The organism is Chromobacterium sp. Panama (assembly GCF_003052555.1).
GTDB lineage: Bacteria > Pseudomonadota > Gammaproteobacteria > Burkholderiales > Chromobacteriaceae > Chromobacterium.
This window is the reverse complement of sequence record NZ_QARX01000001.1, coordinates 707741-730841: the sequence shown is the minus strand read 5'-3', so window position 1 is coordinate 730841 and position 23101 is coordinate 707741. Positions and strand designations below refer to the sequence as shown.

Below are 23101 nucleotides of genomic sequence, written 5' to 3'. Positions count from 1 at the left end.
CGCTCAGCCCGGCGACGCGCTAAAGCGCCGGGTGAACAGCCGGCGGAAGGTCTCGAACTCGCCCGGCGCCAGCGTCAGCCTGCATTGCCTGCCGTTGCGGGTCTCGGTCAGCGCGTCCTCGGTCAGCACCCGGCTGCCTTCGGCGGTCAGCAAGGCCATCAGCCGGCTCTTGTTGAACGGCGAGCGCGGATCCTCGGCGATGCGGCGCTGGATCTCGCTCAGCGCGCCGCAATCGGCGATCTCGTCGTCCAGATCGAAACCGTAGGCGATGCGCCAGCTCTCGCCCTCCCCCGGCGGCCGCCGTTCCAGTTGCGCGAAGCCGGCGCCGGCCGGCCAGGCCACCCGGTAGTCGCCGTTGGCGGAGCGCGCCACTTCGCCGCACAGCGGCACCATGCGCAGCGGCTGCTTGAGGCCGTAGCCGCAATCCAGCAGATAGCCCTGGCCTTGATGCCACAGCAGAATGGCGACATGGGTGCCACCCAGCGGCAACCAGTCCTGGCTGTCTTCATCGAAGATCGTCGCGCGGATCAGGCTGGCTTCCAGGCCGTTGCGGCGCAGGAAGAGATAAAGCAAGGGATTGAGTTCGTAACACAGGCCGCCTTCGTCGCGCAGCGCGATTTTTTCCAGCAGGCTGTGCTCGCTGATGGGCTCGGGCCCGCCCTGGAACAGGCTCAGGTTTTCAAACGGCAGGCTCAAGGCCGTCTCGCGCAGCAAGGCGTCGATGTCCTCGAAAGCCAGCGGCCGCTGCGCGTCCCAGCCGACGCGGGCCCGAAAAAGAGCGTTGATGTCCGGCATAATCCCTCCCGTCTAGCGTCAGACAGGCAATCTAACAGCCGCCGGACGGGATCGACAGATCAATTATCCGGGCGAGACGTTCAAAAAATTTGATGGTCCGCCCCCTTGCGCTCAAACGCCGCTCACCACCAATGCTCCAGCTGCACCCCGAAGGTGGAGCCGCTCAGCGCGTTGCCGAAGGCGCCGCCTTCGGCCAGCGTCGAGCCGGGCGCGGCCGCCTGCTGGGCGGCGCGGTTCCAGCGCGCGTAGGTATAGAAGAAACGCAGTTCCGGCCGGCTCCAGAACGCCTTGTCCAGCGCCAGCGTCGGCGCGATGGTGAACTTGCTCAGGGTGCGGACCTGTCCGTCGGCGGCCTTGACCCGGTCGAAACCCAGCTCGGCCGCCAGCTTGAAGCGCTCGCCGAAAGCGTAGACCGGCCGCGCGCCGGCCGACCACCAGGTCTGCCCGCCGTCCGGCCGCGCGTCGCGCTGCCAGGCCAGCATCAGCTGGCCGCCGAACTCGCGCGTGGCCTGCCAGTCCAGCGCCTCCACCAGGCGGCTGCGGCGCGCGCCGCTGTCGCTGACGAGGCTGCCGGTGCCGCCCAGGCCGGTGCCCGGTCCCACCCCGTATTGCAGCGAGAACAGATTGCGGCCGCCCAACACGCCTTTTTGCTCGTGCAGCGCGCTGAGCGACCAGCCGCTGTTCGCGCCCGCCACCTGTCCGGCGCGCTGGATGTAGCTGAGGCCCAGGCTCAGTTCGCCGCCGGGATTGACGGCGATGCCGCCCAATTGCAGATCATGCTTATTGGCCTGGTCCGCCTGCCACCAATTGTCGTTGCGCGAGAAGGCGTAGCTGAGCTTGAGCGCTTGGCCCAATTTGAAATCCTCCAGGCCGAAACCGGTGCCGCTGGGGTTCCAGAAATAAAAGTCGGCGATATGCACGTCGTGACGCTTGTAGTAGCGCCGGCCGGCCCACAGCGTGGCGCCGTTCAGCTGCGGGATGTCGCTCCATTTGGCGTAGGCCTGCGGTAGCCGGACATTGCCGTTGTCGCCCTGGAAGGTCAGCGAATGGCCGTTGCGGTTGTACAAGCTGGCCATGCCCACCACGCTGAGCTTGCTGCCGTTGTCGGCCTGGAACAGCTGCTGGCCCAGTTCCAGTTCGGCGTACTGCTCGCATTCGTTGCCGAGCCGGTACTTGGTTTCGGCGCCGGCCAGCTGGAAGCAGCTCTGTTTGCCGCCGCCGTCCGATCCGCCGGCGCCCAGGCGGGCGTAGCCGTGAAAGTCTAGCGCCTGGGCGGCGGCGGGCAGCAGCAAGGGGGCGGACAAGGCCAGCAAGGCCAAGCCGCGGGGTGCGAATTGAGTCATTGTTCTCTCCATTTCCCTTAGTTTTGGGCACAGCGCGGCCTGCCGGCCGGGAATGCCGGCAGCTCGCAGAGGATTAACTCCTCGAAAATCTGAGGCTCAGTTCAGAACGGCGCGGTACATCAACGATTCGTAAGGCCGCAGCCGCGCCCGGGCGGGATGCGCCGCCGCGTCGGCGTAATTGGCGCACAGCAGCTGCCAGGCGTGATCCGGGCCCAGGTAGTCGGCCGGCGGCGAATAGTCGCGCTCCTCGGCGCTGAAATTGCTGATCACCAGCAGCTTCTCGCGCGCTCCGGTCCGCGCGTAGACCCATAGCGCCGTATCGTCCGGCGTCAGGCAGCGGTAATCGCCGTCGCTGAAGATCGGGTACTGCTTGCGCAGCGCGATCAAACGCCGGTAATGCTGCAGCACCGAGTCCGGATCGCGGCGCGCGGCGGCGACGTTCACCGTCTCCGCGTCCGGCGCCAGCCCTATCCACGGCTCGCGCCGCGAGAAGCCGGCGAAGCGGCCGTCGTCCCATTGCATAGGCGTGCGCGAGTTGTCGCGCGACTTCTGCCGGATCGCCGCCATCGCCTCTTCCCGCCCCAGGCCGTCGGCCAGCAGCTGGCGATAGGCGTTGCGGGTTTCCACGTCGCGGTAGTCGTCGATATCGGCGAAGCCGGGGTTGGCCATGCCGATTTCCTCGCCCTGATAGATGTAGGGCGTGCCTTGCAGGCCGTGCAGCGTGGTCGCCAGCATCTTGGCGGACTCCAGCCGGTAGCGGCCGGCGTCGCCGAAGCGCGACACCACTCGCGGCTGATCGTGGTTGCACCAGAACAGCGCGTTCCAGCCGCCGCCCTCGTGCATGCCGCGCTGCCAATCAGACAGGATGCGTTTGAGCGCGATGAAGTCGAAGGGCGCCGCGCGCCATTTCTCGCCGTCCGGGTAATCCACTTTCAAATGGTGGAAGTTGAAGGTCATCGACAACTCGCGCCGCTCGGGATGCGAATAGGCGACGCAGTGCTCCAGCGAGGTGGACGACATCTCCCCCACCGTCATCAGATCGCGGCCGGCGAACACCTCGCGGTGCATCTGCTGCAGGTATTCGTGCACCCGCGGGCCGTCGGTGTAGAAATGGCGGCCGTCGCTGTCGTCCTCGGAAAAGGCCGGGTCCTTGGAAATCAGATTGATCACGTCCAGCCGGAAACCGGACACACCCTTGTCCGCCCAGAAGTTCATCATGTCGAACACCGCGCGCCGCACTGCCGGGTTGTCCCAGTTCAGATCCGCCTGGGTCTTATCGAACAGGTGCAGATAATACTGGCCGCTGGCCTCGTCCCACTCCCAGGCCGACCCGCCGAACTTGGAGCGCCAGTTATTGGGCCGGTCGCGCCAGATGTAGAAATCCCGATAGGGATTGTCCCGGCCCTGCAAGGCCTGACGGAACCACGGATGCTCGGTGGAAGTGTGGTTGACCACGATGTCCAGCATCACCCCGATGCCGCGCAGCCGCGCCTCGGCCAGCAGCAGTTCGAAATCGGCCATGCTGCCGTAAGCCGGGTCTATGGCGTAGTAATCGCTGACGTCGTAGCCGTTGTCGCGCTGCGGCGAGCGGTAGAACGGCGTCAGCCACAAATAATCCACCCCCAGCCAGGCCAGGTAGTCCAGCTTGTCCGCCACCCCCAGCAGATCGCCGGTGGCCGTGCCGTGGTGGCTGTAAAAGCTCTTGGGGTAAATCTGGTACACCACCGCGGATTTCAAATTCTTGTTCATCGGAACGGCTTTCGTATCAGGACTGCGGCAACTGACGGCGCGCCAATACCCAGGTCAGCGCGAACGGCGTCACCAGGGCCACCACCATGCCCACCAGGAACATCGGAATCTGCTGCGGAATGATGGAGATGAAGGCCGGCAGGCCGCCGACGCCTATCGCCGAAGCGCGCACATGGCTGAGGGTGATGGTGGCCGCCGCCAGCGCGGAACCGGCCAGCGCCGCGTAGAACGGCAGCTTGTAGCGCAGGTTGACGCCGAACATCGCCGGCTCGGTGATGCCGAAGAAGGCGGAAATCGCCGAGGTGGACGCCATGCTCCTCTCATTGCTGGCGCGCGCCAGCCAGAACATCGCCAGCGCGGCGCTGCCCTGGGCGATATTGGACAAGGCGATCATCGGCCAGATGAAGGTGCCGCCCTGGTTGGCGATCAGCTGCAGATCCACCGCGATGAACATATGGTGCATGCCGGTCAACACCAGCGGCGCGTACAAGGCGCCGAACAGCATCGCGCCCAGCACGGGCGCCAGGTTGAACACATAGACCAGCGCGTCGGTGATGGCGATGCCCAGGTGGCGCGCCACCGGACCGATCACCGCCAGCGCCAGCACCCCGCTGACTACGATGGTGACGATGGGCACCACCAGCAGCTGGACGGAATTGGGCACCCGCGGCCGCAGCCACAGCTCCACCCTGCACATCACCCAGGTGGCGGCCAGGATGGGCAGAATCTGCCCCTGGTAGCCCACTTTCTCGATGCGGAACCAGCCCAGCACGTCGAAATACGGCAGCGCCGCGCCGTCCAGGCCGGCGGCGGCCTTGCCGTAGTTCCAGGCGTTGAGCAGGTCCGGATGCACCAGCAGCAGGCCCAGCACGATGCCCAGCACCTCGCTGCCGCCAAAGCGCTTGGCCGCCGACCAGCCCACCAGCGCCGGCAGGAAAACGAAGGAGGTGTTGGCCATCATATTGATCAGCCCCCACACCCCGTCCAGGCCCGGGTAGGCGTCCAGCAGGCTCTTGCCGTCGATGAACATGCCCTTGGCGCCCAGCAGATTGTTCAAGCCCATCAGCAGGCCGGCCACGATGATGGCGGGCAGGATGGGCATGAACACGTCGGAGAACACCTTGACCAGCTGTTGCAAGCGGCCCTGCTTCTGATCGCCGCTGGCCTTGACCTCGGCCACGGTGGCGCGCTGCAGCGCCGCCAGTTCGATCAAGGGCTGGTAGACCCGGTCCACGTCGCCGGAGCCGATCACGATCTGAAACACGCCGCCGTGACTGAACTGACCCTTGATCAGGTCCACCTGGCGCAAGGCCTCCTGGTCCACCCGGCTTTCGTCCTTCAAGGACAGGCGCAGCCGGGTAATGCAGTGCGCGGCCTGCTGGAGGTTGTCGCGGCCGCCCACCGCTTCGAGTATCCGCGCGGCTATTTTCTGGTAATCGTGGCTCATCTGAGGGTCCCTGTATCTCTCGGCCGACGGTCTGCGCCGTCTAGCCCGTTATCAAACCTGGCGGCGATATTGGCAAGCGCCGCCGATGCTGATGGCACGCTAACTGGTACAGATGAGTTGTGTCAACACTCGTATAGACGAGTTTGCGCAAAATCAAACGCCCCCGTGCGTGAACGCAACAGGCGCGATGGATCGCTTCAGATCAAGGAATGACGGCGCGCGCCGCCGCGCCGCTATTTGCGGCGGGCGACGTCGGAGAAGAAGAATTTGTCCAGCCGGTGGCGGGACTCGGTGTATTCGAACTGACGGCCGTCGTAGAGATGGGTGTGGTTCTTGACCACGATCACGTGGTCCATGCCATTCAGATCCAGATAGCGGCGATCGTCGTCGCCGCAGGCCTGCGCCTCTATCACCCGGCGCGCGTAACTGATGTTCAGGCCCAGCCGCTGTTCGATGAATTCGTAGATGGAGCCGGCGGCGGCCTCCCGGTCCAGGCCCGGCACCAGGCTGGCCACGAAGTAATTGATGTCCAGGATCACGTTTTCATTATCGATATTGCGCACCCGCTTGATCTTGAGCAGCGGGGTTTTCTCGCGCACGTCCAGCAGGCGCGCCAGTTGCGCGTCCGCCGGCACCGTCTCCATCTCCGCCACCCGGGAGCTGACGCGGCGGCCCAGATGCTGATGCGCCTCCTTGAAGCTGACGATGCCGCTGAGCTGGAACTCGATATTGCCGGAGCGCAGCACGAACACGCCCTTGCCGTGAATCTTCTGCACATAGCCGCGCTCCTGCAACATGTCCACCGCCTTGCGCACGGTGCCGCGGCTGGCCTCGTAGCCCTGCATCAGCTCGGTTTCGGAAGGAATGCGGTCGCCTTGCTGGTAACGCTGGTTGTCGATGTCGGCGACGATGTCGGAAAAGATTTGGCTGTATTTGTTCACGGCGTGGATTCGGCAAGATCTGGCGGAGCGCCCCAGTCCGGCAGTCTGCCTCAAGCGCGGGCGACGCGCCAGTCCGCGCCGGACGCGTTCTTCCGCTCCGCGCAACACTGCATTGTCCGCCGCGGATATTCCGCCGGCCGTCGGCCCGGCGCACACTGGGCGCCTTCCCTCACCAGACAGGAACGTCGTCATGCACGCACCAGAACTCCGCCCGCCGCTGCCGCCCTTCGATCGCGACAGCGCCATCCTCAAGGTCCGCCTGGCCGAAGACGGCTGGAACAGCCGCAATCCGGAACGCGTGGCCCAGGCCTATACCGAAGACAGCCAGTGGCGCAACCGCGCCGAATTCCCGCGCGGCCGCGCGCAGATCATCGACTTCCTCGCCGGCAAATGGCGGCGCGAACACGAGTACCGGCTGATCAAGGAACTATGGGCCCACGACGGCGAGCGCATCGCGGTGCGCTTCGCCTACGAATGGCGGGACGAGGCCGGCCAGTGGTTCCGTTCCTACGGCAACGAAAACTGGGAGTTCGCCGCCGACGGCCTGATGCAACGCCGCTACGCCTGCATCAACGATCTAGCCATCCGCGAGGACGAGCGCCTGTTCCACTGGCCGCTGGGGCGCAGGCCGGACGATCATCCCGGTCTGAGCGAACTGGGCTTGTAAGAACCTATTCAAAGCCTGCTGCGCTTCAGCGATACGGCGTTGAAAACGAGCTCAAAATGCTCATGTACCACGAGTACATTCCGCTTTTTCGCTCGTTTTCGCCTTGTCTCGCTCTCGCTCGCGAGACTTTGAACAGGCCCTAAACCAGACCTAGGCGGCCCTCACTCCGCAAAGCAGGCATCCTCCAGCAACATGTCCTCGAAGAAGGCGCCGAAGGGCCGGGACGGATGGCGGATGTGGATCTCCAACACCCACAGCATGCGCGCCGGCGTGAAGTCCACCTCCGCCAGCGGCCCCTCGTGGATGGCCGCGTGCGGGAAGTCCGCCAGCCGGTGGCCGGACAGATCCAGGTTCAAGGCCCAGCCGCGGCCGGCGGCGCAGTCCTCGGCGAAGCGGTACAGCTCGCGCCCGCTACAGCCCTCGCTCGCCCATTTGCGCCTCACCTCGTGGAAGATGGCGCGGGCGTCGGCGGCGCAGCGCGCCATCTCGGGATCGGCGCCGGTGACGAAGCTGTCGCCGCCGTCGCCCTCCCACTGTTTCCACACCGGGCCGATGTCGATGAAGAAAATATCGTCCTCGCCCAGACGCACGCCGGGATCGGAGGCCGCGCCGAAAGTCTTCAGCGTGTTGCGGCCGAAACGCACGTAGACGTCGTGCCAGCCGCGCAGCATGCCGCGCTCGGCCAGGATGTCCTTGGCCTGTTCCACCGCGTCCTCCTCCAGCATGCCCGGCCGCATCGCCGCGGCGATCAGGGCAATCGCCTGCCGGGTTTTGTCCCGCACCGCCATCAATTGCTGCGGATCGAAGGCCGGGCCCACGCCCTCCAGCGCCGATTGTTCAATACTTGCTTCCATTTCATGCTCCTTTGCTTGAGTGCGGGCAGGCGGTCGCCTACCCGGGTATGGCTATCTGTAAACCGTGCAAGCACGGCTGCAGGGCGATCTGGCAGGCCAGCCGGCAGCGGCCCTCGTCCGCCTCCGACAGCTCCAGCGCCGCCAGCAGCCGACGCTCCGCGCGCTCCATCGCCGGCAAACGCGGCAGCCAGTCCGGCTCGACGCGCACCAGGCAAGTGCCGCAGGCGGCCTGCCCGCCGCAGACGCCGCGCATCAGGCCGGCGGCGGCCAGCGCCTGCATCAGGCTGCCGGCGGCGGGCGCTTCCAGCCGCCGCTCCCCGCCGTCCGCGGCGCGAACGCTCACCGCCATGAGGGCCGCGCTCGGCGCGGCCGACGCCGCAGGCTGGAAGGCGTCGGCCAGGAAACGCTCTTCCGGCAAGCCGCGCTGCCGCGTCAGCAATCGGCGCGCCGCGTCCACCATCGCCGGCGCGCCGCAGGCGTAGACCTCCGCGGTGCGCAAACAGGGAAAATCCTCGGCCGCCGCCTGCTGGACGAAACCGCGCCGGCCGTCCCAGCCCGGATCGGGCTCGGACAGCACCGGCTCGAAGCGGAATCCCGGCCGCTCGCGCTCCCAGGCTCGCAGCTCCTCGAGCAAATACAGGTCGTCCGCGTTGCGGCCGCCCCAGTACAGGGTCACCGGCCGCCGCCCGGCCGCGCCCAGGCCCTGCTGCAGCATCGCCCGCAGCGGCGCGATCCCGGTGCCGGTGGCCAGCATCACGGCCTGATCGACGCCGGAGTCCTCCCGCCACACGCAATCGCCATAGGGCCCTTGCAGCCAAAGCGCGTCGCCCGGCCGCGCCTGCCGGCGCAGCCATTCCGAAAACGCCCCGCCCGGCTGCAGCCGCACGTGCAACTCCACGCCGCCGTCGGCGCGCGGCGGCGCCGCCATCGAGTAACTGCGCGTCAGCCCGCCCGGAGCCGTCACCGAAACGAATTGCCCGCTGCGGAAAAACAGCGGCGCCGCATCGGCGCACTCCAGCCGCAGCCCGCAGACCTCGCGCCCCAGCCTCTCTATCGCCGCCAGCCGGTAGCGGCCTGCGCCGCTGTCTGCCTCTTGTGTCATTTGCCACTCCTTGAATGTCCATCCCGATCACTTTAAGCTGCCTCTGGACCAGCAAAAACATCCAGTTTTGATAAGATTGATGGTCCAGAAACGGGAACGAGAGCCAGGAAAGGAGTCCGCGGCATGCTGCGAAAATGGGATTTGCAACTGAGCCTGGATAGAGACGGCGGGCTGCCGGTGCATCTGCAAATCGCCCAGCAGATCAGCGCCGACATCCAACGCGGCCGGCTGCGGCCGGGCGCGCCGCTGCCGGGCAGCCGCGAACTGGCGGCGCAGCTGGGCATCAACCGCAAGACCGCGGTGCTGGCCTATGAGGAACTGGCGGCGCAAGGCTGGCTGCTGACCCAGGGCCGGCGCGGCACCTTCGTCGCGCCCAGCCTGCCGCTGCTGTCGCCGCGGTCCGCGCCGGCCGCCGCGCGGACGCCCGCAAGCGTCCCCGCGCACGACGACATCGACTTTGGCGACGGCGTGCCGGATTCGCGGCTGATTCCCTTCGACGTGCTGGGCCGCGCCTACCGCCGCGCGCTGATCGCCGCGGCCCGCGCCGGGCGGCTGGCCTACGGCGACCCGCGCGGCGAACTGCCCTTGCGCCAGGCCTTGGCGGAGATGCTGGACATGGAGCGCGGGCTCAACGCCGACGCCGAACGCATCTGCCTGGTGCGCGGCAGCCAGATGGGCATCTATCTGGCCGGCCGGGCGCTGCTGCGGACCGGCGACGCGGTGGCGCTGGACGCGCTCAGCTATCCGCCGGCGCGCGAAGCCTTTCGCTCTCTGGGCGCGCGGCCGTTGGACGTGGAACAGGACGCCGCCGGCATGCGTGCGGACGCGCTGGAGCGGCTGTGCCGGAGCCAGCCGGTCAAGGCCGTCTACCTGACCCCTCACCACCAGTATCCGACCACGCGGATGATGCCGGCCGAACGCCGGCTGCAATTGCTGGCCCTGTCGCGACGCTACGGCTTCGCCATCATCGAGGACGACTACGACCACGAATTCCACTACAGCCGCAGCCCGGTGCTGCCCATGGCCAGCCTGGACGCCGCCGAGCGCATCGTTTACGTCGGCTCCCTGTCCAAAGTGCTGGCGCCGGGGCTGCGCGTCGGCTACCTGGTGGCCGAGCCCACCCTCATCCAGCGCTGCGCCGCCGACATCATGCTGATAGACCGCCAAGGCAACGCCGTCACCGAACTGGCGGTGGCCGAACTGATGCACAGCGGCGAACTGAAACGCCATCTCCGCCGCGCGCTGCGCATCTACCGCGCGCGCCGCCAGGCGCTGGCCGACGCGATAGACCGCCATCTGGCCGGCCTGGCCGAATACGAGCTGCCGGAAGGCGGGCTGGCGCTTTGGCTGCGGCTGCCGTCCTGGGTGGACATGCCGCGGCTGAGCGCGGACGCGCGCAGCGCGGGCGTACGCTTCCTGCCCGGCGGCGCCTTCGCCGACGACGGCCGCGACATCCCGGCGCTGCGCCTGGGCTTCGGCGCGCTGGAAGCGGAGCAACTGGAGCAAGGCGTCGCTCGCCTGGCGCAGGCGCTGCGCCGGCAAATTCCGGCAACGGGATTGCGGAGCTCATGACAAAGAACTAATCTGAGCCGACACCCTCACCCTAAAGGCCGCGCATGAGCCAAGCCCACGCCCCCTACCGGCTAACGCTGGAACGCCTGATCGACGCTCCGCCGGAACAGGTTTACCGCGCCTGGACCGACCCCGAACTGCTATGCCAATGGTTCACCCCGCGGCCGTGGACGGTGGCCTCGGCCGAACTGGACGTCCGGCCCGGCGGCTCCAGCCTGGTGGTGATGCGCAGTCCGGAAGGACAGGACTTCCCCAATCGCGGCGTCTATCTGGAAGTGCAGCCCGGGCGCCGCCTGGTGTTCACCGACGCTTACACCGAAGCCTGGCTGCCTTCGGCCAAGCCCTTCATGACCGTGACGCTGGAATTCCAGCCCCGCGACGGCAAGACGCATTACCGCGCGGACGTCTTGCACTGGACCGAGGCCGACCTGCGCGAACACGAGGCGATGGGCTTCGCCAGCGGCTGGGGCCAGGCCACCGATCAATTGGAAGACCTGCTGGCCGGGCTGGGCGGAGGCGCTTGAGCGTGTGCTTTTTTATCAATCGCTTAGCGCCCGCGCCGTCGCCGGAACCGCCCACAGCGGCGGCGCGCCTTGCCAAAACAGGCAAAAAACGCTACATTCGGGCGCTCTAGCCGAAAACGCGCGGGTGTAGCTCAATGGTAGAGCAGAAGCTTCCCAAGCTTACGACGAGGGTTCGATTCCCTTCACCCGCTCCAGTCCGATTTCCCAACCCGTAACCTAGATCAAACCGCTGGCATGGCCCATCCGAGCATCCACCCATGAAATTGAACTCCGGCCGGCTGTGGCTTCGCATCGCTGTTTACAGCCTCACCGCGCTAGTGGCGGTCGTCGTGCTGGTGCAATCGCTGATCTACTGGCAATTTAATGAAGCTCAGGTGCGCGGCACCCTGTCGCACGCCTTGCAGGACACCGGCCGCGTCATCAGCATCGAAGGCCGCGTCACCCCGATATTGTTCCCCTCTCCCGGCATCCAGATCGAAAAGCTCTCCGTCTCCGAACCGGGCCAGCAAACGCCGTTTGCCCGCGTGGAGGAATTGCGCGTCGGCCTGGCCTGGTGGCCGCTGCTGTTCGGCAACCGCGAAGTGAGCTCGGTGGCGCTGTACGGCCCCAGCGCCAACATCAGCCGCGGCGAAGACGGCCGCCTGTCCATCGCCGATCTGTTTCAGCGCCATAGCCAGAGCAGCTTCTCCATCAAGCTGGACACGCTGAAGATACGCGAGGGCACCCTGGTGCTGTCCGACCAGATGACCCATACCGACAGCCGCGTCGCCAGCATCAGCCTGGACGCGGACGATCTGCGCGGCGGCGCCAGCCTCAGCGCCGGCGCCATCCTGGAACAGGGCTCGCGCCCGGTGCGCTTGGCGGTCAACACGCCGCTGTCCATCCAGGACGATCAGGTCAGCCTGGAAGCGCTGGACGCGGTGGCGATGACCCAGGTTCCCGGCCTGGGCGAAAGCAAACTCACCGTCAGCGGCCAGTACAAACTCAATTTCGCCACCTTGCAGGCCACCGGCAGCAATGTGGCGCTCGCCTTCAGCAGCGAGCGGCCCAGCAGCGAAGTTCACCTGGCGCTGCCGCAGATCAACGCCAGCTTCGACGAGCTGACCATGCCTTCCGGCCAGCTGAGCGCCAAGCTCAGCTACGCGCGCAGCCAGTACCAGCTGGAAGCCGCGCTGGAAAACCTCAAGCTCAACGAAGCCGGCCTGTACGCCGACAAGCTGCACGGCGACTTCAACTGGCTGGCCGGCTCCACCAAGGTCAACGTCAAACTCAACGCGCCGCTGTCCCTGGCCGGCATGAATCAATTGCGGATGCAGCCCTTGGCGCTGACCTCCACCATCACCACCCCGCTGCTGCCGCGCGGCAAGCTGGTGTCCACCATGGACGGCGCGCTGGACGGCGATCTGGACGAGCCGCGCTTCAATCTGCGCGTCGCCGGCAAGATGGACGGCTCCGACCTCGCCGTCACCGTCAGCCAGTACGGCCTGATCAAGCCGCGCCACGAAGCCACGGTGTCGGTGGGCCGTCTGGACCTGAACCGCTACCTGCCGGAAAGCAAGGGCGATCCGGTGGCCATCTTCCAGAACACCGGCGACATCCCGCTGGACTGGCTGGACCTGTTCGACCTCACCGGCAAGGTGGCGGTGGGCGAGCTGGCGGTGGGCCGCTTCCGCATCAAGCAGATCAGCAGCAATGTGCGCATCAACCCGCGCGAGCTGGAGCTGGACCAGATGTCGGCCGACATCTACGAAGGCAGGCTGCAAGGCGACGCCAGCCTCAGCCGCCGCGACGTGCCGCAGCTGAAAGTGAACCAGACGCTGCAGGGCATGAAGATCCGCCCGCTGCTGGTGGACCTGTTCAACTTCAGCCGCCTGGACGGCAAGGGCAACGGCAAGATAGACATCAACGCCGACGGCAAATCCTTCGCCCAGCTGCGCGACACCCTGAGCGGCAATGTGCAGATGAGCCTGAACAACGGCGCGCTGACCGGCATCGACCTGGTGGCGGCGCTGAAGAACCTGCCGGCCGAGCTGAAGGAATGGAATAGCGCCGCGCAGAACGACCAGAAAACCACCTTCGCCACGCTGTCCAGCAGCTTCCGCCTGGACAAGGGCGTGGCGCGCAGCCAGGACCTGAAGCTCGCTTCCCAGCTGATGAATGTGGGCGGCGGCGGCAAGATAGACCTGAAGCAAAGCATCGTCGACTACACCATGGACGTGCAGGCCAACCCGCTGGCCTTTGCCCGCCTCAAGGGCGTCAACGTGCCGCTGAAGATCACCGGCCCGCTGAACGCGCCGGTCTACGCGCTGGACTTCAACGCCATGGTCAAGGGCAAGAAGACCGAGGTGGAAAAACAGCAGGCGCTGAAGCAGCAGTTGCAGAAGCAGATCACCACCATCCTGCCTTAACGCCCGACAAACAGCATCAAGACGAACGGCCCCCGCGGCTCACGCCGCGAGGGCCGTTCGACGTCCTCCCGCCGGTCCTTACTCCCCCTGCAGAATCCGGTACTCGGCCAGCGCCAGCTGCTCCGGCGTGCCCAGCAACACCAGCGCGTCGCCCTGCTCCACCTCGAAACTGTCGTCGAAATCGGTGCGCCGCACCCGCTGACGGCGGATCGCCTTCAATTCCACGCCCAAATCCCTCAGATGCAGATTGGCCAACGGCTGGCCCACCGCCGCCGCTCCGGTGCAGACCTGAATGCTCTGCAGCCGCGGCACCAAGGCCTCGTCCATGCCCTCGCCCTCGTCGCTGACGCCGCGGAAGAAGCCGCGGAACAGGCCGTAGCGCTCCTCGCGCACCGCGCGGATGCGGCGCACCACCCGGCTCGGCGGCACGCCGACCACCAGCAGCGCCTGCGAAGCCAACATCAGGCTGCCCTCCATCACCTCGGCCACCACCTCGTCGGCGCCGGCGTGGCGCAGCTGATCCATATCGCTGTCGTCCACCGTGCGCACGATCACCGGCAGCCCCGGCCGCGCATGCTCCACCGAACTCAAAATGCGCAAGGCCGCGTGGGTGTCGGCGAAGGTCACCACCACCGCCTTGGCGCGCATCAGGCCGGCCGCCACTAGCACTTCGTGCTTGCCGGCGTCGCCGAACACCACCGGATCGCCGGCCTCGCCGGCCTCGCGCACCCGCTCCGGGTCCATGTCCAGCGCGAAGAACGGGATCTCCTCCGCCTCCAGCAAGCGCGCCAGCGCCTGACCGCTGCGGCCGTAGCCGCAGATCACCACGTGGTCGCTCTTGGACATGCTCTCCACCAACATATGGTGCAGGTCCAGCGCCTGGAACATCCAATCCTGCTTGATCAGACGGCGGGTGATCTTGTCCCCGTACAGAATCAGGAAGGGCGCGATCAGCATCGAGATCAGAATCGCGGCGATCGCCGCCTGAGCGGTGCCGGCCGGCACCAGATGCAGGTTCAAGGCCAGCGCCAGCAGCACAAAGCCGAACTCGCCGCCCTGAGCCAGGGCCAGCGCGGCGCGCATGGATTCATTGGACTTGTGGCGGAAGCCGCGCGCCACGCCGAACACCACCGCCACCTTGATCGGCAGCAGCAGGGCCAGCATCAGCAGCACTTCGCCGAAACGCTCGAACAACACCGTCAGTTCCAGCTTCATGCCCACGGTGACGAAGAAGAAGCCCAGCAGGATGTCGCGGAACGGCCGGATGTCCTCCTCCACCTGATAGCGGTATTCGGTTTCCGAAATCAACATGCCGGCGACGAAGGCGCCCAAGGCCAGCGACAGGCCGGACAGCTCGGTCAGCCAGGCCACGCCCAGCGTCACCAGCAGCACATTGATCATGAACAGCTCGCCCGAGCGCTGGCGCGCCACCAGATGGAACCACGGCCGCAGCAGGCGCTGGCCGAAGAACAGCAGCAAGGCCAGCACCACCACCACCTTCAGCGCCGCCAGGCCCAGGTCCATCCACAAGGTGTCGCTGCCGCCGGCGAAGGCCGGGAACAGAATCAGCAAGGGGACCACCGCGATGTCCTGGAACAACAGCACGCCAATGGCCAGCTGGCCATGGGCCTGGTTCAGCTCCAGACGCTCGTTCAGCAATTTGCTGACGATGGCGGTGGACGACATCGCCAGCGCGCCGCCGACGGCGAAACCGGTCAGCGGACTGCCGCTGAGCCAGCCCACCGCCAGGCCCACCAGCAACATGGTGGCCGCCACCTGACCGAAGCCGACGCCGAACACCAGCTGCCGCATCGCGCGCAGCTTGGGCAGAGAAAACTCCAGGCCGATGGAGAACATCATGAAGACAATGCCGATCTCGCCGAGAAAGGCGGTTTCCTCGCCTTGCGGAATCAGATTCATCACGCCGGGGCCGGCCAGAAAGCCCACCACCAGATAACCGAGCATGGCCGGCACTTTCAGGCTGCGGCACAAGGTCACCGACAACACCGCGGCCAGCAGAACCAAGACGATAGGGGCTAGTGACGAATGCATCGCGCGGCGGGGCTCCTGAAGCGAGAGAAAGGAAAAAGACTGCAATTTTTAACACATGCCAAGCAAAAGATGCACCAGCCTGCGTTCAGCGATTATAACCTTTGATATACTTTCGAATTATGGAAAAAGTACAAGCTCCGTCCCGGCTCCAATTGGCCCGGGAAGTCCTGCAGATAGAGTCCGAAGCCCTCACCGCGCTGTCGCGCAGCCTGAATGGCGACTTTCTCGCCGCCGTGGACCTGATCCTGGCCAGCGCCGGCCGTCTGGTGATCACCGGCATGGGCAAGTCCGGCCACGTGGCGCGCAAGATCGCCGCCACGCTGGCCAGCACCGGCACGCCGGCCTTCTTCGTTCACCCGGGCGAGGCCGCCCACGGCGATCTGGGCATGATCACCGCCCAGGACATCGTGCTGGCGCTGTCCAACTCCGGCGAAAGCGACGAAATCATCGCCCTGCTGCCGGCCTTGAAGCGCAAGGGCGTGCGCTTGATCTGCATGACCGGACGCGAAAGCTCCACCATGGCGCAGGAGGCCGACATCCACCTGGACGCCCGCGTGGAGAAGGAAGCCTGCCCGCTGGGCCTGGCCCCCACCACCAGCACCACGGTGCAGATGGCGCTGGGCGACGCGCTGGCGGTCACGCTGATGGACGCGCGCGGCTTCGGCCAGGGCGATTTCGCGCTGTCGCATCCGGGCGGCAGCCTGGGGCGCAAGCTGCTGGTCCACGTTTCCGACATCATGCACAGCGGCGAGGAGTTGCCGCGGGTGGCGCCGGGCACGCCGCTGAAGGACGCCTTGCTGGAACTGTCCCGCAAGCGCCTGGGCATGCTGGCCGTCTGCGCCGCCGACGACGCCCTGCTGGGCGTCTACACCGACGGCGACCTGCGCCGCACGCTGGAACGTTCCGCCAACCTTTACGATCTGACCATCGATCAGGTGATGAGCCGCTCGCCGCGCACCATCAGCCCCAAAAAGCTGGCCACCGAGGCGGTGTTCCTGATGGAGCAGAACAAGATCACCAGCCTGCTGGTCGTAGATGAAAGCAACAAATTGATAGGCGCGCTGCATCTGCACGATCTATTCAGAGCCGGCGTGATCTGAGTCGCCGGCATTAGCAAGGACAAGCATGCAAAGCATTTTTGAGCAGGCCCGCAAGGTCAAGCTGCTGATCATGGACGTGGACGGCGTGATGACCGACGGCCGCATCTACTACAACGCCCACGGCGAAGAAAGCAAATCCTTCAATGTGCAGGACGGCCTGGGCCTGCGCCTGCTGCAATCCACCGGGGTCCAGCTGGCCATCATCTCCGGCCGCGCCGACCGCTGCGTCGAGCATCGCGCCCAGGCGCTGCACATCGACCACTACTACGGCGGCGTGCACGACAAGAAACTGGCCTTGGGCGAACTGCTGGAACTCACCGGCCTGACGGCCGAGGAATGCGCCTTCATCGGCGACGATCTGATCGACCTGCCCATCATCACCCGCGTCGGCCTGGCCGTCGCGGTGCCGGAAGCGCCGGCCCTGGTGCGCCAGCGCGCCCACTACGTGACCGGCTGCTCCGGCGGCAAGGGCGCGGTACGCGAGCTGGCCGAGCTGATCATGCAGGCCCAGGGCTCCTTCGACGCCATCCTGGCCAGGTATCTGGCATGATCCGCCTGCTGCGCTCCCACCGCCTGTTCCCGCTGCTGCTGGTGGGCCTGACCGGCCTGTTGACCGTGTGGCTGGACCAGGTCTCGCGCTGGGACAGCAACCGCCGCGAACTGGACCCGGACAAGCCCGAGTACGTGGCCGAACACCTGATCGCCACCCGCTTCGACCCGCAAGGCAAGCTCTACGAGCGGCTGATCGCCTCGCGCATGTGGCAATACCCGGGCAAGGACGACGCCTTCTTCGAAAACCCCGAGCTCTACCAGTACCAGCAAGGCGCGCTGCAATACCAGTTGATCGGCGACGTCGGCCGTTACAACAACAAAACCCAGCAAGCCTATTTCGACAAGAAGGCGACCATGATCCAGCCCGCCGCCGCGGACAAGCCGGAGACCAAGGTCGTCACCAGCGCCATGCATGTCGACACCGGCAAGAAAATCGCCCGCTCCGCCGCGCCCACCGTATTCTTCCAGGGCAAATCGCACGGCAACTCCGTGGGCTTCGTCTACCAGCAACAGACAGGTTTGTTGAACCTGCTGTCTCACACCAAGATCATTTATGAAAAATAAGCTCCGTCTCCTGCTGGCCGGCCTGGCGCTGGCCGCCGCCTCCGTCGCCCACGCCGAACAGGCCGACCGCACCAAGCCGATGGAAATCACCAGCGACAACGGCTGCACCATGGACCAGATCAAGGGCGTGTCCACTTGCGAAGGCAATGTGGTGATCATCCAGGGCACCTTGCGGCTCAACGCCGACAAAGTCGTCGCCACCCAGGACAAGCAGGGCAACCAGACCCTGGTGGCCACCGGCCGCATCGTCACCTTCCGCCAGAAAATGGACGGCAAGAACGAATGGGTAGAAGGCCAGTCCAGCCGCCTCGACTACAGCAGCGCGGCCAACCTCGCGGTGCTGACCGGCAACGCCCGGGTCAAGCGCGAAGGCGACCTGGTGGTGGGCAATGTGATCACCTACAACACCCAGAACGAAACCTACCAAGTGACCGGCGGCACCGCCACCGGCCCCAACAAGGGCCGCGTCACCGTGATCCTGCAACCCAAGAACACCGCCTCCCAGCCGGCGACGGCCAAACCCGCCAGCGGAGCCGCCAAATGACGCAAAGCGTGCTCAAGGTGGAGCGCCTGCGCAAGCGCTTCAAGAAACGCACCGTGGTCAAGGACGTGGCGCTGGAAATCGCCAGCGGCGAAGTGGTGGGCCTGCTCGGCCCCAACGGCGCCGGCAAGACCACCAGCTTCTACATGATCGTCGGCCTGATCGGCGCCGACGACGGCGAGATTCGCCTGGACGATCAGGTGATCACCCACTACCCCATCCACCAGCGCGCGCGCCTGGGCCTCGGCTATCTGCCGCAGGAGGCCTCCATCTTCCGCCGCATGACGGTGGAGGAGAACATCGCCGCCATCCTGGAAGTGTCCGGCCTCAAAGGCAAGGAACTGGACAAGGAACTGGAGCTGCTGCTGGACGACCTCAATATCGGCCACCTGCGCGACAGCAGCGCGCTGTCGCTGTCCGGCGGCGAACGCCGCCGCGTGGAGATCGCCCGCGTGCTGGCCACCCGGCCGCGCTTCATCTTGCTGGACGAACCCTTCGCCGGCGTCGATCCGATCGCGGTGATCGACATCCAGAAAATCATCTCCTTCCTGAAGGAACGCGGCATCGGCGTGCTGATCACCGACCACAATGTGCGTGAAACCCTGCGCATCTGCGACCGCGCCTACATCATCAGCGAAGGCTCGGTGCTCGCCTCCGGCGAGCCGGAAGAACTGGTCAACAACGAGAAGGTGCGCGAAGTTTACCTTGGCGAACACTTCCACCTGTAAGCGATGAAACAGACACTTCAGCTCAAGGTATCGCAGCAGCTGACCCTGACGCCGCAGCTGCAGCAATCGATCAAGCTGCTGCAGATGTCCACCCTCGACCTGCAGACCGAAGTCGAGCGCTTCTTGCTGGACAATCCCTTGCTGGAGCGCGGCGACGAAGCGCCGCAGGGTGAGGCGCCGGACGCCGCCACCCAGGAGCCGGAGGCCCCGGCGGAAAGCCGCGACGACGCCTCCGGCGACGACGGCGAACGCGGCGCAGAGACCGGCGAACTGAGCGACTGGGGCAGCGGCGGACGCCGCGGCGACGGCGACGACGAACTGGACCCGATGCTGAACGTGCCCTGTCCTATCAGCCTGCGCGAGCACCTGCTGGCGCAGTTGGGCGAAGTGGCGCTGCCTACGCGCGATCAGGCCATCGTCCAGCTGCTGATTGAAGAGCTGGACGACGACGGCTATCTGGGCCAGACGCTGGAAGACATCGCCAGCCACCTGCCGCTGGAACTGGAAATCGAGGCCGACGAACTGATGATAGGCCTGCGCCTGCTGCAGCAGTTCGACCCGCCCGGCGTCGGCGCGCGCTCCTTGCCGGAAGCGCTGGCGCTGCAATTGCAGCGGCTGGATCCGGACGAGCCGCAGCGGGGCCTGGCGCTGGCCATCGTCCGCGACCACCTGGCCTTGCTGGGCAACCGCGACTACACCCGGCTGAAAAAACAGCTGGGCGTGGACGACGCCGCGCTGCGCGCCGCCCAGGCGCTGATCGCCCGCCTCAACCCCCGCCCCACCGCCGGTTTCGGCGCCAGCGACACCCAGTACGTGATCCCCGACGTCTCGGTCAGAAAACGCAAGGGACGCTGGGTGGCCGCCCTCAACGGCGGCGCCGTGCCTCGCTTGCGCGTCAACCAGATGTACGCGCGGCTGCTGGCGGAAAACCGCGGCGGCAACGGCGAAATGTCCTCGCGGCTGCAGGAGGCCAAATGGCTGGTGAAGAACATCCAGCAGCGATTTGACACTATCCTGAAAGTGGCGGAAGCTATCGTTGAACGGCAGCAATCGTTCTTTGAACACGGCGAAGTGGCCATGCGCCCGCTGATTCTGCGCGACATCGCGGACGAGCTGGGCCTGCATGAATCCACGGTGTCCCGGGTCACCACCCAGAAATACCTGCTCTGCCCGCGCGGCCTGTTCGAGCTCAAGTATTTCTTCGGCAGCGCGCTGGAAACCGACAGCGGCGGCGAGTGCTCCGCCACCGCGATCAAGGCCCACATCCGCAGCCTGATCGACGCCGAATCGCCGAGCAAACCGCTGTCCGACAGCGCCCTGGTCGAAGCGCTGGCCAAACAGGGAATACAAGTTGCCAGACGCACGATAGCCAAGTATCGTGAAGCCATGCAGATACCGCCGGTCAACCAGCGCAAGACGCTGTGACCCAGGCGGCGGAATACAGCGATCCGGCCGACCCGACCGGACTGTCAACACCAGAAGGAGCTAGGGTATGAACCTCAAAGTAACTGGACTGCATCTGGAAGTAACTCCCGCCCTGCGCGAATACGTTGAAACCAAAATGGAGCGCGTTACTCGACATGTCGACCATGTGATCGACATTTCCGTTACTCTGTCTGTTGATAAACTGGTGCAAAAGGCCGAAGTCAACGTGCATCTGTCCGGCAAGGACATCCACGTGGAAGCCACCGAATCCGATATGTACGCCGCCATCGATCTGCTGATCGACAAGCTGGACCGTCAAGTGCTGAAACACAAGGAAAAGCAGTCTGAACACCGTGCTCCGGCGCCTGAAGCCAGCCTGTAATCCCTTGAATTGGAAGGCGGGGGCCTGCGGGTTCCCGCTTTTCTTTGCACTTGCCCGTTTTCAGTACTATCAAGGCAACGTAGAATTGCCGGGTTTTTCTCAGCCGCATGCATAATCCAATATGAACCTCATCGGCAAAATCCTGACACCCGAACACGTCCTGCTGGATCTGGACGTCGCCAGCAAGAAGCGCGTGTTCGAGCAAGTCGGCCTCTTGGTTGAAAATACCCGGGGCATCGCGCGCAGCGAAATCTTCGATTGCCTGTTCGCCCGCGAAAAGCTCGGCTCCACCGGCCTTGGCCAGGGAGTGGCGATTCCGCACGGCCGCGCGCGCGGCCTCAAGGACGCGATGGGCGTGTTCATCCGTCTGAAGACCCCGATTCCCTTCGACGCGCCCGACGGCAAGCCGGTGCAGTGCCTGTTCGTGCTGCTGGTGCCGGAACAGGCCACGGACCTGCACCTGCAAGTGCTGTCCGAACTGGCGCAGCTGTTCTCCAGCCGCCAGATGCGCGAGCAGATGCTGGGCATCCCCCTGCGCGACGAGCTCTATCAGCTGCTCAATAATTGGGTGCCCAATGCCTAGCATCAGCGTCCGCCGGCTATACCAGGAAAACCAGCAGAAGCTCAACCTGACCTGGGTCGCAGGCACCGGCGGCGCCGACAATATGATAGGCAACGACGAACAGCGCCCCACGCAGGCGCTGGTCGGCCACCTCAATTTCATCCACCCCAACCGGGTCCAGGTGCTGGGCCTCGCCGAGGTGGACTACCTGAACCGGCTGGAACAGTCCGCCGCCAAGACCGCGCTGGACCAGCTGTTCCACAAGAGCATGTCGGTGGTGATGGTGGCCAACGACCAGCCGGTGCCCAAGTTGCTGCGCGACTACTGCCACACCCACAACGTCCCACTGATGACCACCAAGCTGGAAAGCCCCTACCTGATGGATGTGCTGCGCATCTATCTGGCGCGGGCGCTGGCGGTGTCCACCGTGCTGCACGGCGTCTTCCTCGACGTGTTCGAGATCGGTGTGCTGATCATGGGCGATTCGGCGATGGGCAAGAGCGAGCTGGCGCTGGAACTGATTTCCCGCGGCCACGGCATGGTGGCTGACGACGCGGTGGAGCTGTACCGCATCGGCCCCGACACGCTGGAAGGCCGCTGCCCGCCCTTGCTGCGCGACTTCCTGGAAGTGCGCGGCCTGGGCATCCTCAACATCCGCACCATCTTCGGCGAAACCGCCGTGCGGCCGAAGAAGGTGCTGCGGCTGATCATCCACCTGGTCAAGGCCAACGACCAGGCGATGCAGGCGCTGGACCGCCTCAACATCCAGTCGGAAACCCAGGACATCATCGGCGTCACCATCCGCAAAGTGGTGCTGCCGGTGGCCGCCGGCCGCAACCTGGCGGTGCTGGTGGAGGCCGCGGTGCGCAACTACATCCTGCAGCTGCGCGGCATAGACAGCACCCGCGAATTCATCGAACGCCACACCAACTTCCTCAGAGACCAGGAAAATGCGCCTGATATTGATTAGCGGCCTGTCCGGTTCCGGCAAGTCGGTGGCGCTGCGCGCGCTGGAAGACGCCGGCTTCTACTGCGTGGACAATCTGCCGGCCACCATGCTGCACGAGGCGATGTCACTGTACGCCGACTACGGCTACGAACAGATCGCCATCAGCGTGGACACCCGCTCCGGCCCGTCGCTGGGCGCCTTGCCGGCGGAAATGGAAAAGCTGCGGGCTCAGCATGTGGACGTGCGCCTGCTGTTCCTGGAGGCCACGCCCGCCACCCTGGTCAAGCGCTTCTCCGAAACCCGCCGCCGCCACCCGCTGTCCGGCGCCGACGTCACGGTGGAGGAAAGCATTCTGCTGGAACAGGACATGCTGGCCGAGATCATGGAGCTGGGCACCCGCATCGACACCAGCGAGCTGTCCGCCAACGCGCTGCGCAGCTGGGTGCGCGAGCTGGTGGACGCCGACAGCAGCCGGCTGACCCTGATCTTCGAATCCTTCGGCTTCAAGCACGGCCTGCCGCGGGACGCCGACTTCGTTTTCGACGTCCGCTGCCTGCCCAATCCCTATTACGACCCGCAGCTGCGCCCCTTCACCGGCCGCGACCAGCCCATCATCGACTTCTTCCAGCAAACGCCGGAAGTGCAGCAGATGGTGGACGACATCCAGCAGCTGGTCAGCAAATGGCTGCCCTGTTTCAGCATGGAAAACCGCAGCTATCTGACCGTCGCCGTCGGCTGTACCGGCGGTCAGCACCGCTCGGTCTACATCACGGAACGCCTTGCCCGCCTGTTCGCCGCCGAACAGGTGCTGGTGCGCCATCGCCAGCTCTACCGCCAGAACTGA

The 23101-nt window shown here is 65.7% G+C and carries 22 protein-coding genes and 1 tRNA gene; 15 read left to right on the top strand and 8 right to left on the bottom strand.

What is annotated here, in order from left to right; translation table 11 throughout:
* Positions 1–3: 3 nt before the first annotated feature.
* The 5 genes from DB032_RS03460 to treR form a co-directional block, all read right to left on the bottom strand.
* On the bottom strand, positions 4–795 hold the full coding sequence (locus DB032_RS03460; RefSeq protein WP_107798260.1) for an arylamine N-acetyltransferase: 792 nt from the start codon (positions 793–795) through the stop codon (positions 4–6).
* A 122-nt stretch (positions 796–917) separates the two neighbouring features.
* Positions 918–2138, bottom strand: coding sequence for a carbohydrate porin (locus DB032_RS03455; RefSeq protein ID WP_199225801.1), 1221 nt, complete (start codon positions 2136–2138; stop codon positions 918–920).
* Positions 2139–2234: 96 nt separating this feature from the next.
* Positions 2235–3887, bottom strand: a complete 1653-nt coding sequence (gene treC / locus DB032_RS03450; protein WP_107798258.1) for an alpha,alpha-phosphotrehalase — start codon at positions 3885–3887, stop codon at positions 2235–2237.
* Between the two features lie 16 nt (positions 3888–3903).
* The gene (gene treP, locus DB032_RS03445; protein WP_107798257.1) at positions 3904–5334 is read right to left on the bottom strand and encodes a PTS system trehalose-specific EIIBC component; all 1431 of its coding nucleotides are present in this window, start codon (positions 5332–5334) and stop codon (positions 3904–3906) included.
* Between the two features lie 233 nt (positions 5335–5567).
* Positions 5568–6275: a trehalose operon repressor gene (treR, locus tag DB032_RS03440; RefSeq protein ID WP_199225800.1), complete on the bottom strand. Its 708-nt coding sequence runs from the start codon at positions 6273–6275 to the stop codon at positions 5568–5570.
* A 190-nt stretch (positions 6276–6465) separates the two neighbouring features.
* Between treR and DB032_RS03435 the strand changes: the two genes are divergently transcribed.
* Positions 6466–6942 (top strand): nuclear transport factor 2 family protein, encoded by a 477-nt coding sequence (locus DB032_RS03435; RefSeq protein WP_107798255.1) that lies wholly within the window; start codon positions 6466–6468, stop codon positions 6940–6942.
* A 161-nt stretch (positions 6943–7103) separates the two neighbouring features.
* On the opposite strand, the gene DB032_RS03430 is transcribed toward DB032_RS03435, so the two are convergent.
* Positions 7104–7796, bottom strand: coding sequence for a M24 family metallopeptidase (locus DB032_RS03430; protein ID WP_107798254.1), 693 nt, complete (start codon positions 7794–7796; stop codon positions 7104–7106).
* Positions 7797–7833: 37 nt separating this feature from the next.
* A complete protein-coding gene (locus tag DB032_RS03425) occupies positions 7834–8898 on the bottom strand; it encodes an FAD-binding oxidoreductase (RefSeq protein WP_107798253.1) in 1065 nt (354 codons plus the stop codon).
* A gap of 123 nt (positions 8899–9021) precedes the next feature.
* On the opposite strand from DB032_RS03425, the gene DB032_RS03420 reads away from it, so the two are divergent.
* The 4 genes from DB032_RS03420 (at position 9022) to DB032_RS03405 (ending at position 13402) form a co-directional block, all read left to right on the top strand.
* Positions 9022–10470 carry a PLP-dependent aminotransferase family protein gene (locus tag DB032_RS03420; RefSeq protein WP_107798252.1) on the top strand — a complete coding sequence of 483 codons (1449 nt, stop codon included), beginning with the start codon at positions 9022–9024 and terminating at the stop codon, positions 10468–10470.
* A 44-nt stretch (positions 10471–10514) separates the two neighbouring features.
* Entirely contained in the window at positions 10515–10994 is a 480-nt protein-coding gene (locus DB032_RS03415; protein ID WP_107798251.1) for an SRPBCC family protein, read from the top strand.
* Positions 10995–11114: 120 nt separating this feature from the next.
* Positions 11115–11188, top strand: a tRNA-Gly gene (locus DB032_RS03410).
* Positions 11189–11251: 63 nt separating this feature from the next.
* Positions 11252–13402, top strand: coding sequence for an AsmA family protein (locus DB032_RS03405; protein WP_107798250.1), 2151 nt, complete (start codon positions 11252–11254; stop codon positions 13400–13402).
* Between the two features lie 78 nt (positions 13403–13480).
* Here the strand turns inward: DB032_RS03405 and DB032_RS03400 are convergent, their stop codons facing one another.
* Entirely contained in the window at positions 13481–15454 is a 1974-nt protein-coding gene (locus tag DB032_RS03400) for a cation:proton antiporter (RefSeq protein WP_107798249.1), read from the bottom strand.
* A gap of 119 nt (positions 15455–15573) precedes the next feature.
* On the opposite strand from DB032_RS03400, the gene DB032_RS03395 reads away from it, so the two are divergent.
* From DB032_RS03395 to rapZ, 10 genes are all read left to right on the top strand, one after another.
* Complete coding sequence (locus DB032_RS03395) at positions 15574–16554, top strand: KpsF/GutQ family sugar-phosphate isomerase (RefSeq protein ID WP_107798248.1); 981 nt, start codon at positions 15574–15576, stop codon at positions 16552–16554.
* Between the two features lie 25 nt (positions 16555–16579).
* Positions 16580–17104, top strand: a complete 525-nt coding sequence (locus tag DB032_RS03390) for an HAD family hydrolase (RefSeq protein WP_107798247.1) — start codon at positions 16580–16582, stop codon at positions 17102–17104.
* Positions 17101–17670 (top strand): LPS export ABC transporter periplasmic protein LptC, encoded by a 570-nt coding sequence (lptC, locus tag DB032_RS03385; RefSeq protein WP_107798246.1) that lies wholly within the window; start codon positions 17101–17103, stop codon positions 17668–17670. Before DB032_RS03390 ends, lptC begins: the two co-directional genes overlap by 4 nt.
* Entirely contained in the window at positions 17660–18214 is a 555-nt protein-coding gene (lptA, locus tag DB032_RS03380; RefSeq protein ID WP_107798245.1) for a lipopolysaccharide transport periplasmic protein LptA, read from the top strand. Before lptC ends, lptA begins: the two co-directional genes overlap by 11 nt.
* Positions 18211–18939, top strand: coding sequence for an LPS export ABC transporter ATP-binding protein (gene lptB, locus DB032_RS03375; protein ID WP_107798244.1), 729 nt, complete (start codon positions 18211–18213; stop codon positions 18937–18939). Before lptA ends, lptB begins: the two co-directional genes overlap by 4 nt.
* A gap of 3 nt (positions 18940–18942) precedes the next feature.
* Positions 18943–20364 carry an RNA polymerase factor sigma-54 gene (locus tag DB032_RS03370; protein WP_107798243.1) on the top strand — a complete coding sequence of 474 codons (1422 nt, stop codon included), beginning with the start codon at positions 18943–18945 and terminating at the stop codon, positions 20362–20364.
* Between the two features lie 67 nt (positions 20365–20431).
* Positions 20432–20746 (top strand): ribosome hibernation-promoting factor, HPF/YfiA family, encoded by a 315-nt coding sequence (hpf, locus tag DB032_RS03365; RefSeq protein ID WP_019104259.1) that lies wholly within the window; start codon positions 20432–20434, stop codon positions 20744–20746.
* A 121-nt stretch (positions 20747–20867) separates the two neighbouring features.
* A complete protein-coding gene (gene ptsN, locus DB032_RS03360) occupies positions 20868–21329 on the top strand; it encodes a PTS IIA-like nitrogen regulatory protein PtsN (RefSeq protein ID WP_107798242.1) in 462 nt (153 codons plus the stop codon).
* Positions 21322–22278 carry an HPr(Ser) kinase/phosphatase gene (gene hprK / locus DB032_RS03355; protein ID WP_019104261.1) on the top strand — a complete coding sequence of 319 codons (957 nt, stop codon included), beginning with the start codon at positions 21322–21324 and terminating at the stop codon, positions 22276–22278. Before ptsN ends, hprK begins: the two co-directional genes overlap by 8 nt.
* Entirely contained in the window at positions 22259–23101 is an 843-nt protein-coding gene (gene rapZ, locus DB032_RS03350) for an RNase adapter RapZ (protein WP_107798241.1), read from the top strand. Before hprK ends, rapZ begins: the two co-directional genes overlap by 20 nt.

Bases quoted from the DNA above. Each gene is read 5' to 3' on its own strand.
- DB032_RS03460 (WP_107798260.1), bottom strand. From the start codon at position 795: ATGCCGGACATCAACGCTCTTTTTCGGGCCCGCGTCGGCTGGGACGCG.
- DB032_RS03455 (WP_199225801.1), bottom strand. From the start codon at position 2,138: ATGACTCAATTCGCACCCCGCGGCTTGGCCTTGCTGGCCTTGTCCGCC.
- treC (WP_107798258.1), bottom strand. From the start codon at position 3,887: ATGAACAAGAATTTGAAATCCGCGGTGGTGTACCAGATTTACCCCAAG.
- treP (WP_107798257.1), bottom strand. From the start codon at position 5,334: ATGAGCCACGATTACCAGAAAATAGCCGCGCGGATACTCGAAGCGGTG.
- DB032_RS03435 (WP_107798255.1), top strand. From the start codon at position 6,466: ATGCACGCACCAGAACTCCGCCCGCCGCTGCCGCCCTTCGATCGCGAC.
- DB032_RS03430 (WP_107798254.1), bottom strand. From the start codon at position 7,796: ATGGAAGCAAGTATTGAACAATCGGCGCTGGAGGGCGTGGGCCCGGCC.
- DB032_RS03425 (WP_107798253.1), bottom strand. From the start codon at position 8,898: ATGACACAAGAGGCAGACAGCGGCGCAGGCCGCTACCGGCTGGCGGCG.
- DB032_RS03420 (WP_107798252.1), top strand. From the start codon at position 9,022: ATGCTGCGAAAATGGGATTTGCAACTGAGCCTGGATAGAGACGGCGGG.
- DB032_RS03415 (WP_107798251.1), top strand. From the start codon at position 10,515: ATGAGCCAAGCCCACGCCCCCTACCGGCTAACGCTGGAACGCCTGATC.
- DB032_RS03405 (WP_107798250.1), top strand. From the start codon at position 11,252: ATGAAATTGAACTCCGGCCGGCTGTGGCTTCGCATCGCTGTTTACAGC.
- DB032_RS03400 (WP_107798249.1), bottom strand. From the start codon at position 15,454: ATGCATTCGTCACTAGCCCCTATCGTCTTGGTTCTGCTGGCCGCGGTG.
- DB032_RS03395 (WP_107798248.1), top strand. From the start codon at position 15,574: ATGGAAAAAGTACAAGCTCCGTCCCGGCTCCAATTGGCCCGGGAAGTC.
- DB032_RS03390 (WP_107798247.1), top strand. From the start codon at position 16,580: ATGCAAAGCATTTTTGAGCAGGCCCGCAAGGTCAAGCTGCTGATCATG.
- lptC (WP_107798246.1), top strand. From the start codon at position 17,101: ATGATCCGCCTGCTGCGCTCCCACCGCCTGTTCCCGCTGCTGCTGGTG.
- lptA (WP_107798245.1), top strand. From the start codon at position 17,660: ATGAAAAATAAGCTCCGTCTCCTGCTGGCCGGCCTGGCGCTGGCCGCC.
- lptB (WP_107798244.1), top strand. From the start codon at position 18,211: ATGACGCAAAGCGTGCTCAAGGTGGAGCGCCTGCGCAAGCGCTTCAAG.
- DB032_RS03370 (WP_107798243.1), top strand. From the start codon at position 18,943: ATGAAACAGACACTTCAGCTCAAGGTATCGCAGCAGCTGACCCTGACG.
- hpf (WP_019104259.1), top strand. From the start codon at position 20,432: ATGAACCTCAAAGTAACTGGACTGCATCTGGAAGTAACTCCCGCCCTG.
- ptsN (WP_107798242.1), top strand. From the start codon at position 20,868: ATGAACCTCATCGGCAAAATCCTGACACCCGAACACGTCCTGCTGGAT.
- hprK (WP_019104261.1), top strand. From the start codon at position 21,322: ATGCCTAGCATCAGCGTCCGCCGGCTATACCAGGAAAACCAGCAGAAG.
- rapZ (WP_107798241.1), top strand. From the start codon at position 22,259: ATGCGCCTGATATTGATTAGCGGCCTGTCCGGTTCCGGCAAGTCGGTG.